Below are 16601 nucleotides of genomic sequence, written 5' to 3'. Positions count from 1 at the left end.
TTCCTTCCTTAAATCATGGAGTTTAGTATTACTGTACTTTCTGTTTACTATAAGCCTACTTCATTATACAAAATTTTATTCGGAAATCAAGAGTTTTTTTAATAAATCCCCTTCTTTTTTACATGTCATCTGACTGATGGGAAGAATCCCGATTCGAATTGGTTTATACAAATTCGGGTAATACCGCATAGAATAAGAGGTGGGATTTTTTAAATGCGGAGGAGATGCACGATGAAATTGCGCGATCAGATGCCCGAGTTGACTGGAGCAACGGCTTGGTTAAATGGGCAGTATAAAAAAGCGGACCTTATCGGAAAAAAGCCAACACTTATCCACTTTTGGTCCGTCAGTTGTAGCCAATGTAAGGATTCGATGCCCGATATGAATACGTTCCTTCATCGCTATAAAGGGAAGTTTAATGTCATTGCGGTGCATATGCCGATTTCGAATGATGATTTGGATTTGTGGGAAGTTAAAAATGCCGCAGCTCGATATGGCATTACTCAGCCAATATGCGTCGATAGCGAGTTGAAGGTGAGCGATTCGTTTGGTACACAATACGTTCCTGCCTATTATGTATTTGATAAAGACGGGAAACTGCGCCATTACCAATCAGGTGGGGGCGGTATGAGGTTGCTTTTTCAACGTTTGAAACGGCTATTAACTGAAATGAATTATAGACGTTAAGTATTTATGACGACGTGTCTCTAGTCGTCTTTTCTTTTTCCTGCGAAAATAATATGATACACTAACTTCATCCATAATTCGGATTGGAGCGGGATTAAATGAAAAAGGAATTTGTCGTCATTGGACTTGGACGATTCGGGGGAAGTATTGTCAATGAATTAGTGGAATTGAGAGCGGAAGTTATGGCAATCGATATTTCACCAGATCGGGTCGACGAATTTGCACAGATTGCGACAACTGCAGTGGCTGCAGACACGACCGATGAATCTGCACTCCGCTCACTTGGAATTAGTAATTTTGAGCACGTCGTCGTTGCGATTGGGGAAAATATTCAGGCGAGTATTTTGACAACACTTATTCTGAAAGAAATCGGTGTTAAAAAAATTACGGTGAAGGCGCAGAACGACTACCATGCAAAAGTTCTACAAAAAATCGGGGCCGATCAAGTCGTCCATCCTGAACGGGATATGGGGAAGCGGATTGCGAATAATTTGGTTTCCAATAATATATTGGATTATCTCGAGTTGTCCGAAGAATATTCGATTGCGGAAATTCGTGCGAATGAGATGCTTGCCGGTTTTACGCTAATTGATCTCGATATCCGGGCGAAATATGGTGTGAATATTGTAGCGATTAAACGCGGAGCCCAAATTTTAGTTTCACCGCAAGCGATTGAAGAAATTCAGTTAGATGATATTTTGATTGTTATCGGATCCGACCTGGATATTCATAGATTTGAGAAGAAGGCCCTTCATTGACGAAATGAATGGTCTTTTTTACGAAAAAAATGCCCTCATGTCTACTAGTGACTGAGGGCATTTTTATAATTATACTTCCATAACGACAGGAAGTACCATTGGTCTGCGTTTTGTTTGGTCGTATAAATATGGTGAAAGAATCTCGATAATGTCGCTTTTCAATGCGCCTGCTTCGGCGGATGAATTCGCAAGTTTTTTGTTCAGCTCTTTTGATAATAGTTGTTGTGCTTCACTAATCATCATGCCGGATTCCCTCATATAGACAAATCCGCGTGAGATGATGTCAGGTCCGGAAACGACTTTGTTGCGTTTTTTATCAATTGTAGCAACGACAATAACTAAGCCGTCTTCCGACAAGATTTTACGATCGCGTAATACGACACTTCCAATATCACCGATACCACTTCCGTCGATGTATACATCACCGGAAGGGATTTTACCTGCGATTCTTGCCGTATTATCCGTTAAAGCGAGCACATCGCCATTGCTCATAATAAAGACGTTATCCGGTTCAACATCACAACCGATGGCAAGTTCTTTATGCATTGTCAACATACGATATTCACCATGTATCGGCATAAAATATTTCGGTTTAATTAATCTAAGCATTAACTTCTGTTCTTCCTGTGAACCATGACCTGACGTATGGATGTTATTAAGTGCGCCGTGAATAACTTCGGCACCAGCCCGGAAGAGGGCATTAATCGTTTTATTGACGCTTAGCGTATTTCCGGGAATTGGCGAAGATGAAAAGATGACTGTGTCACCCGGTTGGATTTGCACTTGACGGTGTGTTCCATTTGCAATCCGGGATAATGCTGCCATCGGTTCACCTTGGCTACCCGTACAGAGAATCATTACTTCATTCGCGGGTAAGCGGTTAAGCGACTGGGTGTCAACGAATAATTCTTTTGGTGCGTTAATATACCCAAGTTCCCGTCCGATTGTAATTGCATTGTCCATACTTCTTCCGAAGACAGCAATTTTACGGCCGTATCGTTCGGCTGCTTCGATTACTTGTTGAAGTCGGTGGATATTTGAGGCGAATGTTGCAAAGATAATTCTTCCATCGACTTTACGGAAGATTTCATTCAAGCTGTCGCCGACTTTTCGTTCCGACATTGTAAAATTCGGGACTTCTGCATTCGTACTATCGGATAAAAGACAAAGGACACCATCGCTACCGAATTTCGCCATTTTTGCTAGATTAGCGGGTTCGCCGACTGGCGTGAAATCAAATTTGAAGTCACCAGTATGGACGATGTTACCAGACGGCGTTTTGACAACTACACCAAAAGCGTCGGGGATACTATGGGTTGTCCTAAAGAAGGATACGGATGTTTTCCTAAATTTGAATATATCTTCTTCTTTAAACTCAATCAATTTTGTCGTTCTAAGTAGGCCGTGTTCATCGAGCTTGTTGCGTAGCAATCCAAGCGCCAATTTACTGCCGTAGACGGGTACATTGACTTTGCGTAGCAAATAAGGAATTCCCCCGATATGGTCCTCATGGCCGTGTGTGATGAATAGGCCTTTGATTTTATCAGCATTCCGCTCCAAATAGGTGTAGTCAGGAATTACATAATCAATTCCTAACAAATCGTCCTCAGGGAATTTAATGCCCGCGTCGATAAGGATGAGTTCATCCTGGAATTGCACACAATATGTGTTTTTACCGATTTCTCCAAGTCCGCCAAGGGCGAAAACGGCTGTTTCATTATTTTTTATGAGTTTCATATTGCTTAGACCTGCTCAAGCTCAAAATGAGGAGATGATTGCTCATATTTGAGGTGTTCGCCTTCGAGTAGCTGGATCAGTTCGATGTTGTAATCCCGGTTCTTTAACTTTTCGCGGACGGTTCTTTCAGAATCGGCTTCGATGTACAGATGTTTTGTATTTTCTCTAATAGGTACTTGTGTAGCGTTTTCTTGGTAATATACTTTGTAAATCATGGTAAACTCTCCTTTTTACGTTCGTTTGAATCATTCTCTTCATCTTAGCATGTCAGTTCGCTAAAATAAACTATGATGATTTTCTTCATCTAAGAAGATTGTTTAAATCTAATAATAAAGAAAAGCCCGCCAATTATAATGGTGGGCTTTATGTCTATGCGATCGTCTTTTTTCCGAGTATGCCATTGAGCCGTTTTAACAGTTTACGTTTTAGGCGCTTGTACATGGGCATATCACTCCTTAAAGACATTTTACAGGAGTTCGAAATTTCTGTCAAGTTCAAATTCCTTGCTTTAATACCTATCGAATGGAATAGCATCCGGGATAACTTTGAAAGGAGCTGCAGGGTCGATATGATCGTAAAACATTACGCCGTTCAAATGATCTAGCTCATGTTGGAAAGCGATGGCGGGAAGTCCTTTAAGTCTCAATTTAAATTCTTTACCTTCCGGATTGAACGCTTTCACTGTAATTCTTGCATAGCGCGGAACGAAGCCGTCGACATCCCGATCTACAGAAAGACAACCTTCACCTGATGTTAAGTAAGTCTTTTCGACAGAGTGGCTGACAATTTTAGGGTTGACAGCTACCATGCTGAGCGGCTCTTTTCCGTCCTCTTCGATATGGAGAGCAAAGATTCTCTTTGATGCGTTCACTTGGGGAGCTGCTAGCCCGATCCCTGGGCGCAAGCCGTACCGTTCACACACTTCATCATCTTGGCTATTTATAACATATTCGAGTAAATCGTTACATAGTTTCTTTTCATCCGCCGACAAGGGGAATGACACCGCGTCAGCAACTTTGCGTAATACCGGATGCCCTTCGCGAACAATGTTTTCCATTAAGATCATTACGTATTCTTCCTTTCGATAACCGTGCTGTACCTCTATTATAAGCTAACGGGGAAAAGCGGGTAAAGGTTTTTCTGCATGGTTGAAATGCATTAAGGATACAGTTATAGTGAAACTCAGATTGGAGGAAGGAATATGAAGAAAAAAATTGCGAGTTTAGTTGCAATTAGTATGTTGGTGTTATCTGGATGTAATATCGGACAGTCGACAGAAAAACAGCTATCCGAAACATTAACGAAAATGAATGAGTCAGAAACGGAATACCGTGATACACAAAGTAAATTGACAGAGTTAGAAAAAACAGAACAGAAAACATTTGCCGAAACGATGGAATTAACAAAAGAGGACGTCGATAAATTACGTACTAAAGTCGGTGAGTTGGAAGGACTGTTAGATGATAGACTTGCTAATTTAGAAAAAGAAGAAGCCGCAATGAAGGAAGCAGCGACATTTGTACAGGAACTTGATTCGATAGCAGAGAAAGCATCTGATTCAGAGAGCGAAATCTTGAAATTGAAAGAAGCGGCGATGAAGCGCTATACTCTTCACTCCTCTTTTATCGAAGAGTATCGAAAGCTTGCTGCTATTCAAAAAGAATTTTATAGAATGCTCTCTTTGGAAGATGTTGAGCTAGAGGACTTGAAAGAGAAAATCGAGGAAGTGAACGGGCAAAATGCAATAGTTAAAACTGCTATTGCCGAATTTAATGATGCGACGAAAATCGTGAACTCTCTAAAAGAAGATCTATTTTCAAGTTTAGAACAAGGAGAATAAAGGGATTTGTAAAGTGGAGATAAGCAATTCTCCACTTTTTCTGTTTCTGTTTCTATTATAATACAGATTACTTATTGTAGTAGTACAGAATGTTGGATAAATGCAATTCTGAATAGACAAGCATTCTCTAATGCCTTTAGGTAACAGTGATTGACCTAACTGTCCTCTTTCAGTATACTGAGTAGTGAAGATAGTTGTATCATTATTGTTATTAGTTAAAAATAATACAGATATAAAGGAGAGTTGCCGACATGGTTGCAAAACAAAAGAAGCAGTTCGATCCGGTGAAAACGCTTCATTCTATCGAGGAACAGTTTGAAATGTTTCAGATTTTGAATGAAGAAGGCGAAATTGTGAACAAAGATGCGGATCCGAACTTATCTGATGAACAGTTGACGGAATTGATGACTCGAATGGTGTATACGAGAATTTTGGATCAGCGCTCTATTTCTTTGAACCGTCAAGGAAGACTTGGATTCTATGCGCCAACTGCAGGCCAAGAAGCGTCCCAGCTTGCATCTCATTTTGCACTTGAGAAAGATGATTTCATTTTGCCGGGATATCGTGACGTCCCACAACTCTTGTTCCACGGTTTACCGTTACACATGGCTTTCTTATGGTCTCGTGGACATTATCATGGAAGCGTTATTCCAGAAGGATTGAACATTTTCATTCCGCAAATCATTATCGGTGCTCAGTATATTCAAGCTGCAGGTGTTGCACTCGGATTCCAGAAACGCGGAATTAAAGCGGTGGCGATGACGTACACGGGTGATGGTGGAACTTCTCAAGGAGATTTCTACGAAGGAATTAACTTTGCAGGAGCATATCGTTCACCAGCGATTTTTGTTATTCAAAACAACCAATATGCAATCTCTACTCCTCGTGAGCTACAAACGGCTGCGAAAACACTTGCGCAAAAAGGTGTAGCGGCTGGAATTCCTAGCATTCTTGTTGATGGAATGGACGCTCTAGCGGTGTATGTTGCTACACGTGACGCAAGGGAACGTGCGATTAACGGTGAAGGTCCGACATTGATTGAGACGATGTGCTACCGTTACGGTCCACATACGATGGCTGGGGATGATCCTACTCGTTACCGTACGTCTGATACAGATAGCGAATGGGAGAAGCGAGATCCTTTAATCCGTTTCCGTAAATACCTCGAAGGTAAAGGTATTTGGAATGAGGAGAAGGAAAACGAAGTGATTGAACGAGCGAAAGAGGAAATTAAAGAAGCGATTAAGAAAGCTGATGCTGCACCGAAACAAAAAGCGACTGATTTCATGAAAATTATGTACAAAGGCGACATGCCATACAACTTACAAGAGCAATTTGATATCTATACTGAAAAGGAGTCGAAGTAACCGATGGCACAAATGACGATGATTCAAGCGATTACCGATGCAATGCGCACGGAGCTTAAAAATGATGAAAACGTCCTCGTCTTCGGTGAAGACGTTGGGGTAAACGGCGGTGTTTTCCGCGCGACTGAAGGGCTTCAAAAGGAATTCGGAGAAGAACGCGTATTTGATACACCGCTCGCGGAATCAGGAATTGGTGGACTGGCAATCGGGTTATCGCTAACAGGATTCCGCCCAATTATGGAAATTCAGTTTTTCGGATTCCTCTATGAAGTGATGGACTCTGTTAGCGGACAGTTAGCTCGTCAATCTTTCCGTACAGGTGGAAAGTTTAATGCGCCTGTCACAATCCGTTCTCCATTTGGTGGCGGTGTTGCGACGCCGGAAATGCATGCAGACAGCTTTGAAGGACTCGTAGCAGCTCAACCGGGATTAACTGTAGTTATCCCTTCTACACCGTACGATGCAAAAGGTCTCTTAATCTCCGCGATCCGCGATGAAAACCCGGTAGTGTTTTTGGAGCATATGAAACTTTACCGTTCATTCAGGCAGGAAGTTCCTGAAGAGGAGTATACAATTCCACTAGGGAAAGCGGATGTGAAGCGGGAAGGTAACGATCTTTCAATTATTACGTACGGAGCGATGGTACATGAAAGCCTGAAAGCTGCAGAAGTGCTTGAAAAGGAAGGTTATTCTGTAGAAGTAGTTGACTTGCGTACAGTTCAGCCGCTTGATATTGAAACGATTATCGGTTCTGTAGAGAAGACGAATCGTGCAATTGTTGTTCAAGAAGCACAAAAGCAAGCGGGAATTGCTGCAAACGTTGTATCGGAAATTACTGAACGTGCAATTCTAAGCTTGGAAGCACCAGTATTGCGTGTGACAGCACCGGATACGATTTATCCCTTCGCTCAAGGCGAAAATACATGGCTTCCTGATGCAAACGACATTATTGAAACGGCTAAGAAAGTACTTACATTTTGAGTTCGAATAGATCGATGAAAAATAGAAAGGGTGAATCTTGTGGCATTTGAATTTCGTTTACCGGATATCGGCGAAGGTATTCATGAAGGTGAAGTCGTAAAATGGTTTGTTGCAAAAGGCGATAAAATCAATGAAGATGACACGCTTCTTGAAATCCAAAATGATAAAGCGGTCGTAGAAATCCCATCACCTGTAACAGGTACAGTAGAAGAAATTCTCGTTGGAGAAGGAAAAGTTGCCATCGTCGGAGACGTTTTAATCCGTTTTGACGCTCCTGGCTATGAAAGTCAAAGTGTGGCGGATGAGGGCAAAGAAGAGACGGAGGCCCAAGTCCAGGCGACTGCTGAAGCAGGACAGAAAACTGAAAAAGAAGAAGTGAAGAAGGACGGTCAAGTACAAGCTGCATCTTCCCCACAAGCGCAAGCCGGCGATGTTACATCGAAACGGGTCATTGCAATGCCATCCGTTCGTAAATTCGCACGTGAGCAAGAAGTTGACATCCGTCAAGTGCAAGGTTCAGGTAAAAATGGCCGTATCTTGAAAGAAGATATTGAAGCATTCTTAAGTGGCGGTCAACAGCAACAAGCACAAGTAGTGGAAGAGACTCAAATGGTTGAAGTTGAAACGTCAAGTGAGGAAATAAAGCCTGCAGCTCCAGTCGTTTTGGAAGGTGACTTCCCTGAAACTCGTGAAAAAATGTCTGGAATTAGGAAGGCGATTGCTAAGGCAATGGTCAATTCCAAATATACAGCACCACATGTGACACTTTTAGATGAAGTCGACGTGACAGAACTCGTTGCACACCGTAATAAATTTAAGGGAATTGCGGCTGAAAAAGATATAAAACTTACGTACCTTCCTTATGTTGTGAAGGCGCTCGTGTCAACGCTGCGTGAATTCCCGCAATTGAACACATCTCTTGATGATGAAAAAGAGGAAATCATTCAAAAGCACTATTACAATATAGGTATCGCTGCAGATACAGATCGTGGATTGTTCGTGCCTGTTATTAAGCACGCAGATCGGAAATCGGTATTTGCGATTTCTGAAGAGATTAGTAAGCTTGCTGAAAAAGCAAGAGATGGAAAATTGAGCCCTGCTGAAATGAGAGGAGCTTCTTGCTCGATTACGAATATCGGCTCTGCAGGCGGGCAATGGTTTACGCCAATTATTAACCACCCAGAAGTTGCAATTCTTGGAATTGGTCGTATTTCAGAAAAGCCAATTGTCAAAAAAGGTGAAATAGTTGTTGCTCCTATGTTAGCATTATCATTGGTATTCGATCATCGAGTAATAGATGGTGTTACAGGACAACAAGCTCTGAATCACATTAAAAAATTGCTCGGTAATCCAGAATTATTATTAATGGAGGCGTAAGCAAATGGTAGTAGGAGACTTTCCAATCGAAGTGGATACACTAGTTGTAGGATCTGGTCCCGGAGGATATGTTGCAGCAATCCGTGCGGCTCAGTTGGGACAAAAAGTTACGATTGTTGAGAAAGACAAGCTAGGCGGAGTGTGTTTGAACGTAGGTTGCATTCCTTCGAAAGCCCTTATTTCAGTTGGGCATCGTTACGCATCCGCAAAAGAATCCGAAGACATGGGCATTGTAGCGACTGATGTTAAACTTGACTTCACTAAGGCGCAAGCATTTAAAGATGGTGTTGTAAAGAAATTAACAGGTGGCGTAGAAGGTCTTCTAAAAGGGAACAAAGTAGATATTGTTAAGGGTGAAGCGTACTTTGTTGACGCAAACACTGCAAGAGTGATGGATGAAACATCTTCACAGACGTACAAGTTTAAAAATGCAATTATTGCGACGGGTTCACGTCCTGTTGAAATCCCTTCATTCAAATATTCAAAGCGTGTAATCAATTCTACGGGTGCACTTAATTTGAAAGAAGTTCCTGGACACCTAGTTGTCATCGGTGGCGGTTATATCGGTACTGAACTCGGCTCCTCTTATGCGAACCTAGGTTCTAAAGTGACAATTATCGAAGGGGCGGATGACATTCTTGCCGGCTTCGAAAAACAAATGACTCAAATCGTTAAAAAAGGATTGAAGAAAAAAGGTGTCGAAGTCGTCGTAAAAGCATCTGCTAAAGGTGTCGAAGAATCCGACACGGGCGTTGTCGTTACGTACGAAGCGAAAGGTGAAGAGAAAAAAGTCGAGGCGGATTACGTTCTTGTCACTGTTGGACGCCGTCCGAACACGGATGATATCGGTCTTGAAGAAATGGGCATTAAATTCCTAGATCGCGGTCTAATCGATGTGGACAAACAGTGCCGCACGAGCATTCCGAACATCTATGCGATCGGTGATATCGTCTCTGGACCTCAGCTTGCACACAAAGCATCTTATGAAGCGAAAGTTGCTGCAGAAGCGATTTCAGGCGAGAAATCAGAAGTGGACTATATGGCTATCCCTGCTGTTTGCTTCACAGATCCTGAGCTTGCAACAGTTGGATTAAACGAGCAACAAGCGAAAGACGAAGGTTATGATGTAGTAGCGGGCAGATTCCCGTTTGCTGCAAATGGCCGCGCCCTTGCGCTTAACAAAACTGATGGATTCGTTAAACTTGTATCACGTAAAGAAGACGGACTTCTGTTAGGAGCTCAAATCGTCGGTGAAAATGCATCCGACATGATTGCCGAACTTGGTCTAGCTATTGAGGCGGGTATGACGTTAGAAGATATTGCGATGACGATTCATGCACACCCTACACTTGGTGAGATTTCCATGGAAGCTGCGGAAGTAGCTCTTGGTAGACCAATTCATATGATTACTAAATAAGATTAGTAGATAAGTAATGCTATAGTAGATTACTAACGCGTCCAAGGCATGAATTGCCTTTGGGCGCGTTTTATTCGTTTGTAGGGAAGTTTTGAATCGTGGTAGGATTGAATTATTCAATAAAAGGAGATGTTTCCATGAAAAAGAGAATGCTATACATATCATTACTAGGGATGCTACTTTTGGCTTCTTGCAATGAAAAAATAAAATCTGAAACAACTCTTTCCAAAGTGAGCCCACCAGAGGTAGAAAAAGAGATAGAAGAGGTTTCGGACGAAGAGGTTGAATATAATTCTGACGCTGATTTAGAAGTAGTTGAGGAGACTATCGTTCAAGAACCACAATACGAATTGAACACAAAAACGTACTCCATCCAACCGATTGGAGATGCAAATCCGAAAGTCGTACTACTGACAATTGACGATGCACCTGATAAGCGTGCGCTAGACATGGCGAAGACGCTAAAAGGTTTAAACGCCCAAGCTATCTTTTTCGTTAATGGTCACTTTATCGCTACGGATGAACAAAGAGCGATCTTAAAAGAAATTCATAATATGGGCTTCGCTATTGGGAACCATACGAATACGCATGTAAACTTAAAGACGCTGTCAGAAGAAGAGCAACGCGAGGAAATTATTTCGGTCAATGATATTGTTGAAGAAGTTACTGGCGAGCGACCTCTTTTTTTCCGAGCGCCGTTCGGTGTGAATACGGATTTCAGTAGAGCGCTTGCAATTGAAGAAGGGATGCTGTTGATGAACTGGTCATACGGCTATGATTTTGAAAGGGAGTTTATGACGAAAGATAAAATTGCAGACATTATGGTGAATACAGAACTTCTCCGGAATGGGTCGAATTTACTTATGCATGACAGGGATTGGACAGCTGACGCTTTAGGAGATATTGTGAATGGATTAAGGGATAAAGGGTATGAAATTGTCGATCCGAATTTAATTAAAGGATTGGCTAAAGAATAATACGGTAAATTAGGGGGAACTGTAGTGGAATGGAAAACGAGGGTCACGGAATTGTTGGGAATTGACTATCCAATCATCCAAGGGGGCTTGGCGTATCTTGCTTATGCGGACTTAGCTGCAGCGGTTTCGGAGGCGGGTGGGCTAGGACAAATTACAGCGATGAGTTTGGAGTCGCCGGAAGCATTGCGCTCAGAAATTAGAAAGGTCAAAGAATTGACGTCGAAGCCTTTTGGAGTGAATTTTGCAATTGGTCAACACGGACGTCCGTATGAGCATATGCTCGATGTTGCTTTGGAAGAAAAGGTTTCGGTGCTTTCGGTAACAGGAGGAAATCCAGCACCTTTCTTTGAGTATATAAAAGATGCAGATGTGAAGAAACTCGTATTGGTTGCTGCAAAAAGACAGGCAATTAAAGCAGAGTCTCTTGGTGCAGATGCTGTAATGGTCGTCGGACAGGAAGGGGGCGGTCATTTGGGACGTGATGATATTGGTACAATCGTGTTAGTTCCCCAAGTGGTCGATGCTGTGAAAATTCCTGTCATCGCTTCCGGCGGCATTGGTGATGGTAGGGGTTGGATGGCGGCGCATGCGTTAGGTGCGGAAGGGATAGAGATGGGCACTCGCTTCATTGCTACGAAAGAATGTGTACATGCTTCGATTGAATACAAAGAAGCGCTCCTTCAAACAGAAGAAACAGGTACTGTCGTTATTAAACGTTCTATCGGTGCTCCGGCAAGGGCGCTCTCGGGAAGTTGGACAGAAAAGATCCTACGTATGGAAGCAGAACGTGCTGATTATGATAAATTGAAGGACTATATTAGTGGTGCCGCAAATCGACGGTTCATCCACGATGGCGATGTGCAAAGTGGTTTCGGTTGGGCTGGACAAGTTACCGGCATGATTGACGATGTCCCTACGGTAGCTGAATTGATTAGCCGAATGGTAAAGCAGGCTGAAGATATTAGAAGAAAATGGTCATAAGGAAAGGCGTGAAAGAAATGAATTATAATTATCCCCTCAGTCATCATTGGACAACTGAAGAAATTATTAACGTAGTAGATTTTTTCCGGGTAGTGGAAAAAGCTTATGAAGGAACAATTGAGAGAGCGGAATTTATGAGCGCGTATAACGCATTCAAAAAAGTCGTTCCATCTATGGCAGAAGAGAAGACAATCTTTAAGGAGTTCGAGGAAGTGAGCGGCTTTAACAGTTACCGTGTTGTTAAAAAAGCAAAAGAAGGAAACGATGGGGATCTCATCTCTATTAATTGACAGTGCTGTCACAGTAAGTCGAAATTGGACTTTCTGTGACAGCTTTTTTGTAATTAAGATTCCTCTTCTTATTTATTTGCCAATAATGACGTCGTAAATAGGGAAAAGTCGATCAATCATCTCTTCTGTGAGGAGGAAGAACGCCTCTTCAGAAAGTTCTGTAGCTCGTTCTGCAGGCACGTGTAAGCCGATGATGAATTCCGCCTTTTTAACGGAGTGTAACCTATTCAACAACTTCTCAACTCCATTAGCACCGATTTCATCGACTTTAAACGCTTCAGGTTTCATATGATCGCCGGATATAACAAAGTCGTTAGGTAAAGATGTAATAACCTGTACATCATCACTAAGCCTTTCTGCAATTCCTTTCTTATCGGGGTTATCATAAATGACTGCTAAAATGATGAAAAGATGTGTGCCCCACAAACCAATTTGGAAATGAGGCAGTGCTTTATATCCTCGTTTCGCAGGGGCGAATGCAACCCAACTGTCGTTCGGTGGATTCACCGTCCTCCTTGCGTGCTTTGCGACGTGCGGGAAAAACTCACCTGTCCCGCGGGCAGATAAATACATTGAAACATGTTCGCCAATTACTTCAAACTTTGGTTGAATTTTTGTTTGAAGCGCATTCATCCTTTTTTCTAATCCCGCAATAGAAAAAACTTCAAAGTCGTCTGTCGTCCAAAAACTTCTCGTCAATTTAAATTCCTCCATTCAAACTCCACGTTTATCGTAACAGAAAATGGGGAACAATCTTATACAAGAAGGCTTATAACTAACCAAAGCAACAAGGTCAGCATACGTTAGAAGTAAGTAAATGCATCGTTGAAGGAAATTACATTAAAAGGGGTGTTAGTAATGAAACAAGTCGTCCACATTATTCGGAAAGCTGAAATTGAAAAGGAATACGTGAAACTGCTTCATCTTGAATTGGATTATGAGTTGGCTACATTGTATGATGCAGTACAAGAAAATGACGGTAAGCAAATCGAGAAAAGCAAAACGAGGCTCACAGAGCTACACGGTGAGTTGGAGACATTCAATGCATTCGCTTAATCGAATGACATTGAGCCGGATTAGGCACCTTCACTGAAACTCTTCCATCCAGGGGAGACAGTGCATGGGGCCTTTTTGTTTGGGAACGGGCTATATGTTATAATGAAACAACATGGATGTAGAGATGATGGGGTGTTGACATGAATTGGGGAGCGGTTGACCGGTATGCGAAATCATTAATTAAAGAAGCAGGCCATAAAATCAGGATTTCCTTCTTCAGTAAAATTGACGTCGATTCGAAAGCTGAAGCGAATGATTTAGTTACGAATATTGATCGGGAAATTGAGCGTTTTTTCATTAGTCGGATTAAAAATGAATTTCCGGAGCACCGAATTTTTGGAGAAGAGGGCTTCGGGGATGAAATCGATTCACTTGAAGGGATCATTTGGATGCTCGATCCAATTGACGGCACAATGAATTTCATCCACCAAAAAAAGAACTTTGCGATCTCTCTTGGTATTTACGCAGAGGGAATCGGGATGCTCGGCTATATATATGATGTGATGAATGACGATTTCTATCACGCGGTTAAAGATGAAGGTGCGTACTTTAACGATGAAAGACTCCCGGTGTTAGAGAACACACCACTTACAGAGGCAATTATTGGCGTGAATGCGAGTTGGGTTACCCCGAACCGGAAAATTGAACATGGTCCGATTGCTGAGATGGTGCGTAAATGCAGAGGCACGAGATCGTATGGTTCTGCTGCAATAGAGCTAGCATATGTCGCATCTGGTCGTATTGACGCATATTTGTCATTGCGATTATCCCCATGGGACATTGCGGGAGGAATGATCATTGCGCAGGAAGTAGGTGCGATTGCCACGAATTTGAAAGGCGAACGTCCGCATTTGCTTGGCCAGGACACATTTATCGTCGCAAAGCCCGGTCTTCACAATGAAATCCTTAGGAATTTTATTAAACTCAAATAAAAAGGGGCTGCCTAGGCAGTCCCTTTTATAAGTTAAAGAATCCCTTGTTCACGCATTTTTTTCTTCGTTTTGAAGCCATTCCCCATGACGAAAATAAGAGCAAGGATAGCTACGATAGCAACGGGGATACTACGCATACCGACTGCGATTCCGATACCGCTCATTGCAACGACAGCAGCAAGGGAATACAAAACAAAAACCCATTTAATGTCCTTCATATGAAACATCTCCCGAATAAAAATGTTTTTTATGCAGTTCTCATGTGCTATAATAACACAGTTAATCATCTGATAAAAGATAACGGAGTGAAAACATGACAAATCATCGAAATGATTTACGAAATATAGCGATCATTGCCCACGTAGACCACGGTAAAACAACGTTAGTCGATCAACTTTTAAAGCAATCTGGAATTTTCCGTTCGAATGAACATGTAGAAGAGCGTGCCATGGACTCGGGTGACATTGAACGTGAACGTGGTATTACCATCCTGGCAAAAAACACAGCAATTGAATATAAAGACACGAAAATCAATATTCTTGATACACCTGGACATGCTGATTTCGGCGGAGAAGTAGAGCGGATCCTAAAAATGGTTGATGGTGTCGTGTTAGTCGTCGACTCCTATGAGGGATGTATGCCGCAAACCCGGTTCGTATTGAAAAAAGCATTGGAAACAAACTTGAAACCGATTGTTGTTGTCAATAAAATTGACCGTGATTTTGCACGTCCCGAAGAAGTAGTCGACGAAGTGCTTGAATTATTTATTGAATTGGATGCAAATGATGAACAACTTGAATTCCCGGTTGTCTATGCTTCTGGTTTCAATGGAACAGCAAGTCTTTCACCGGACCCAGCCGAACAGGAAGATACATTGCGCGTGCTATATGACGCGATTGTTGAACAAATTCCTGCCCCTGTCGATAACCGTGAAGAACCTTTACAATTCCAAGTATCATTACTCGATTACAGTGATTATGTAGGTCGTATCGGTATTGGACGCGTGTTTAGAGGTACGATGAAAGTAGGCCAGCAAGTAACGGTCATAAAACGTGACGGATCAACAAAAAATTTCCGTGTGACGAAAATGTATGGATTCCTTGGATTGAAGAGGATTGAAATACAGGAAGCCTTTGCAGGCGATTTAATCGCAATATCAGGAATGGAAGACATTGACGTCGGTGAAACAGTTTGCCCAATCGATCATCCTGAGGCGTTGCCGGCAATTCATATCGACGAACCTACACTGCAAATGACATTCCTCGTCAATAATAGTCCTTTTGCCGGAAAAGAAGGTAAATGGGTGACAGCAAGAAAGATTGAAGAACGACTTGAGCAACAGTTACAGACAGATGTATCTCTGCGTGTTGACCCAACAGATTCACCGGATGCATGGGTTGTATCAGGGCGTGGAGAGCTTCATCTGTCCATCTTAATTGAAAATATGCGCCGTGAAGGATACGAACTGCAAGTGTCGAAGCCAGCAGTTATTATCAAAACAATCGACGGCGTACGTTCAGAGCCTGTTGAGCGCGTACAAATTGATATTCCAGAAGAGTATACCGGGGCGATCATCGAATCAATCGGTGAACGTAAAGGTGAAATGCAGGACATGATAAATAATGGTAATGGACAAGTCCGCCTTATTTTCCTAGTTCCTGCACGTGGATTAATCGGATACTCAACAGAGTTCTTATCGCTAACGAGAGGATACGGGATCATTAACCATACGTTTGATTCCTACAAGCCAGTGGCGCAAGGAAGAGTCGGCGGCCGTCGACACGGCGTGCTCGTATCGATGGAGACAGGAACAGTGACCGGTTATAGTATAATGCAGTTGGAAGATCGCGGAATCATGTTTGTCGAGGCAGGTACGGAAATTTACGCTGGTATGGTAGTCGGTGAAAACAACCGTGATACGGACTTGACAATCAATCTGACAAAAGCTAAACAAGCGACAAATGTCCGATCTGCGACGAAAGATCAGACAGTGACATCGAAAAAACCGCGAATTCTTTCATTGGAAGAAGCTTTGCAATATGTTGGAGACGATGAATATTGTGAAGTAACTCCGCAATCAATTCGTTTACGGAAGAAAATTCTTGATAAAAATGAACGAGAACGTGCTCAAAAGAAGAAAAAACTTGGTGAGTGATCTATAATAAAAGGAAGCAGTAAAAAAGAATGCGTACAATCGCTTT

Annotated in this window: 18 protein-coding genes; 13 read left to right on the top strand and 5 right to left on the bottom strand. The window is 42.3% G+C overall.

Features of this window, described 5'->3' with window-relative positions; all coding sequences use genetic code 11:
- Positions 1-231 precede the first annotated feature (231 nt).
- Together QM454_RS15750 and QM454_RS15745 are read left to right on the top strand one after the other, a co-directional pair.
- Positions 232-687, top strand: coding sequence for a TlpA disulfide reductase family protein (locus QM454_RS15750; RefSeq protein ID WP_432359636.1), 456 nt, complete (start codon positions 232-234; stop codon positions 685-687).
- A gap of 98 nt (positions 688-785) precedes the next feature.
- Positions 786-1445, top strand: coding sequence for a potassium channel family protein (locus tag QM454_RS15745; protein WP_432359633.1), 660 nt, complete (start codon positions 786-788; stop codon positions 1443-1445).
- Between the two features lie 69 nt (positions 1446-1514).
- Here QM454_RS15745 and rnjA read toward each other — a convergent pair whose 3' ends face one another.
- The 3 genes from rnjA to def form a co-directional block, all read right to left on the bottom strand.
- The gene (gene rnjA, locus QM454_RS15740; RefSeq protein ID WP_432359630.1) at positions 1515-3182 is read right to left on the bottom strand and encodes a ribonuclease J1; all 1668 of its coding nucleotides are present in this window, start codon (positions 3180-3182) and stop codon (positions 1515-1517) included.
- Positions 3183-3187: 5 nt separating this feature from the next.
- Positions 3188-3397 carry a DNA-dependent RNA polymerase subunit epsilon gene (locus QM454_RS15735; RefSeq protein WP_432359628.1) on the bottom strand — a complete coding sequence of 70 codons (210 nt, stop codon included), beginning with the start codon at positions 3395-3397 and terminating at the stop codon, positions 3188-3190.
- Between the two features lie 293 nt (positions 3398-3690).
- Positions 3691-4248, bottom strand: a complete 558-nt coding sequence (gene def / locus QM454_RS15730; RefSeq protein WP_432359625.1) for a peptide deformylase — start codon at positions 4246-4248, stop codon at positions 3691-3693.
- Between the two features lie 135 nt (positions 4249-4383).
- Here def and QM454_RS15725 point away from each other — a divergent pair, with 135 nt between their 5' ends.
- The 8 genes from QM454_RS15725 (at position 4384) to QM454_RS15690 (ending at position 12412) form a co-directional block, all read left to right on the top strand.
- Positions 4384-5022: a YkyA family protein gene (locus QM454_RS15725; protein WP_432359622.1), complete on the top strand. Its 639-nt coding sequence runs from the start codon at positions 4384-4386 to the stop codon at positions 5020-5022.
- A gap of 251 nt (positions 5023-5273) precedes the next feature.
- Positions 5274-6389 (top strand): pyruvate dehydrogenase (acetyl-transferring) E1 component subunit alpha, encoded by a 1116-nt coding sequence (pdhA, locus tag QM454_RS15720; RefSeq protein ID WP_432359619.1) that lies wholly within the window; start codon positions 5274-5276, stop codon positions 6387-6389.
- Positions 6390-6392: 3 nt separating this feature from the next.
- The gene (locus QM454_RS15715) at positions 6393-7370 is read left to right on the top strand and encodes an alpha-ketoacid dehydrogenase subunit beta (protein ID WP_432359616.1); all 978 of its coding nucleotides are present in this window, start codon (positions 6393-6395) and stop codon (positions 7368-7370) included.
- A gap of 39 nt (positions 7371-7409) precedes the next feature.
- On the top strand, positions 7410-8747 hold the full coding sequence (locus tag QM454_RS15710; protein WP_432359613.1) for a dihydrolipoamide acetyltransferase family protein: 1338 nt from the start codon (positions 7410-7412) through the stop codon (positions 8745-8747).
- Between the two features lie 4 nt (positions 8748-8751).
- Positions 8752-10164, top strand: coding sequence for a dihydrolipoyl dehydrogenase (gene lpdA, locus QM454_RS15705; protein WP_432359610.1), 1413 nt, complete (start codon positions 8752-8754; stop codon positions 10162-10164).
- Between the two features lie 137 nt (positions 10165-10301).
- Entirely contained in the window at positions 10302-11141 is an 840-nt protein-coding gene (locus tag QM454_RS15700; protein ID WP_432359608.1) for a polysaccharide deacetylase family protein, read from the top strand.
- A 24-nt stretch (positions 11142-11165) separates the two neighbouring features.
- A complete protein-coding gene (locus tag QM454_RS15695) occupies positions 11166-12122 on the top strand; it encodes an NAD(P)H-dependent flavin oxidoreductase (RefSeq protein ID WP_432359605.1) in 957 nt (318 codons plus the stop codon).
- A 17-nt stretch (positions 12123-12139) separates the two neighbouring features.
- Positions 12140-12412, top strand: coding sequence for a UPF0223 family protein (locus QM454_RS15690; protein WP_432359602.1), 273 nt, complete (start codon positions 12140-12142; stop codon positions 12410-12412).
- A gap of 72 nt (positions 12413-12484) precedes the next feature.
- On the opposite strand, the gene QM454_RS15685 is transcribed toward QM454_RS15690, so the two are convergent.
- Positions 12485-13111: a YktB family protein gene (locus QM454_RS15685; RefSeq protein ID WP_432359599.1), complete on the bottom strand. Its 627-nt coding sequence runs from the start codon at positions 13109-13111 to the stop codon at positions 12485-12487.
- A 159-nt stretch (positions 13112-13270) separates the two neighbouring features.
- On the opposite strand from QM454_RS15685, the gene QM454_RS15680 reads away from it, so the two are divergent.
- Positions 13271-13468, top strand: a complete 198-nt coding sequence (locus QM454_RS15680) for a hypothetical protein (RefSeq protein WP_432359596.1) — start codon at positions 13271-13273, stop codon at positions 13466-13468.
- Positions 13469-13608: 140 nt separating this feature from the next.
- Positions 13609-14400 (top strand): inositol monophosphatase family protein, encoded by a 792-nt coding sequence (locus QM454_RS15675; protein WP_432359593.1) that lies wholly within the window; start codon positions 13609-13611, stop codon positions 14398-14400.
- A gap of 32 nt (positions 14401-14432) precedes the next feature.
- Here the strand turns inward: QM454_RS15675 and QM454_RS15670 are convergent, their stop codons facing one another.
- Entirely contained in the window at positions 14433-14618 is a 186-nt protein-coding gene (locus QM454_RS15670) for a YlaF family protein (RefSeq protein WP_432359590.1), read from the bottom strand.
- 95 nt (positions 14619-14713) lie between these two features.
- On the opposite strand from QM454_RS15670, the gene typA reads away from it, so the two are divergent.
- Positions 14714-16555: a translational GTPase TypA gene (gene typA / locus QM454_RS15665; protein ID WP_432359588.1), complete on the top strand. Its 1842-nt coding sequence runs from the start codon at positions 14714-14716 to the stop codon at positions 16553-16555.
- The last annotated feature ends 46 nt before the right edge of the window (positions 16556-16601 follow it).

Source organism: Sporosarcina sp. UB5 (genome assembly GCF_050859005.1).
Taxonomy (GTDB): domain Bacteria; phylum Bacillota; class Bacilli; order Bacillales_A; family Planococcaceae; genus Sporosarcina.
Note: the sequence above shows the minus strand (reverse complement) of the source record. Positions and strands in the feature narration are given on the sequence as shown.

Excerpts from the sequence above, each read along its gene's own strand:
- QM454_RS15750 (WP_432359636.1), top strand. The coding sequence starts at position 232 with ATGAAATTGCGCGATCAGATGCCCGAGTTGACTGGAGCAACGGCTTGG.
- QM454_RS15745 (WP_432359633.1), top strand. The coding sequence starts at position 786 with ATGAAAAAGGAATTTGTCGTCATTGGACTTGGACGATTCGGGGGAAGT.
- rnjA (WP_432359630.1), bottom strand. The coding sequence starts at position 3,182 with ATGAAACTCATAAAAAATAATGAAACAGCCGTTTTCGCCCTTGGCGGA.
- QM454_RS15735 (WP_432359628.1), bottom strand. The coding sequence starts at position 3,397 with ATGATTTACAAAGTATATTACCAAGAAAACGCTACACAAGTACCTATT.
- def (WP_432359625.1), bottom strand. The coding sequence starts at position 4,248 with ATGATCTTAATGGAAAACATTGTTCGCGAAGGGCATCCGGTATTACGC.
- QM454_RS15725 (WP_432359622.1), top strand. The coding sequence starts at position 4,384 with ATGAAGAAAAAAATTGCGAGTTTAGTTGCAATTAGTATGTTGGTGTTA.
- pdhA (WP_432359619.1), top strand. The coding sequence starts at position 5,274 with ATGGTTGCAAAACAAAAGAAGCAGTTCGATCCGGTGAAAACGCTTCAT.
- QM454_RS15715 (WP_432359616.1), top strand. The coding sequence starts at position 6,393 with ATGGCACAAATGACGATGATTCAAGCGATTACCGATGCAATGCGCACG.
- lpdA (WP_432359610.1), top strand. The coding sequence starts at position 8,752 with ATGGTAGTAGGAGACTTTCCAATCGAAGTGGATACACTAGTTGTAGGA.
- QM454_RS15700 (WP_432359608.1), top strand. The coding sequence starts at position 10,302 with ATGAAAAAGAGAATGCTATACATATCATTACTAGGGATGCTACTTTTG.
- QM454_RS15690 (WP_432359602.1), top strand. The coding sequence starts at position 12,140 with ATGAATTATAATTATCCCCTCAGTCATCATTGGACAACTGAAGAAATT.
- QM454_RS15680 (WP_432359596.1), top strand. The coding sequence starts at position 13,271 with ATGAAACAAGTCGTCCACATTATTCGGAAAGCTGAAATTGAAAAGGAA.
- QM454_RS15675 (WP_432359593.1), top strand. The coding sequence starts at position 13,609 with ATGAATTGGGGAGCGGTTGACCGGTATGCGAAATCATTAATTAAAGAA.
- QM454_RS15670 (WP_432359590.1), bottom strand. The coding sequence starts at position 14,618 with ATGAAGGACATTAAATGGGTTTTTGTTTTGTATTCCCTTGCTGCTGTC.
- typA (WP_432359588.1), top strand. The coding sequence starts at position 14,714 with ATGACAAATCATCGAAATGATTTACGAAATATAGCGATCATTGCCCAC.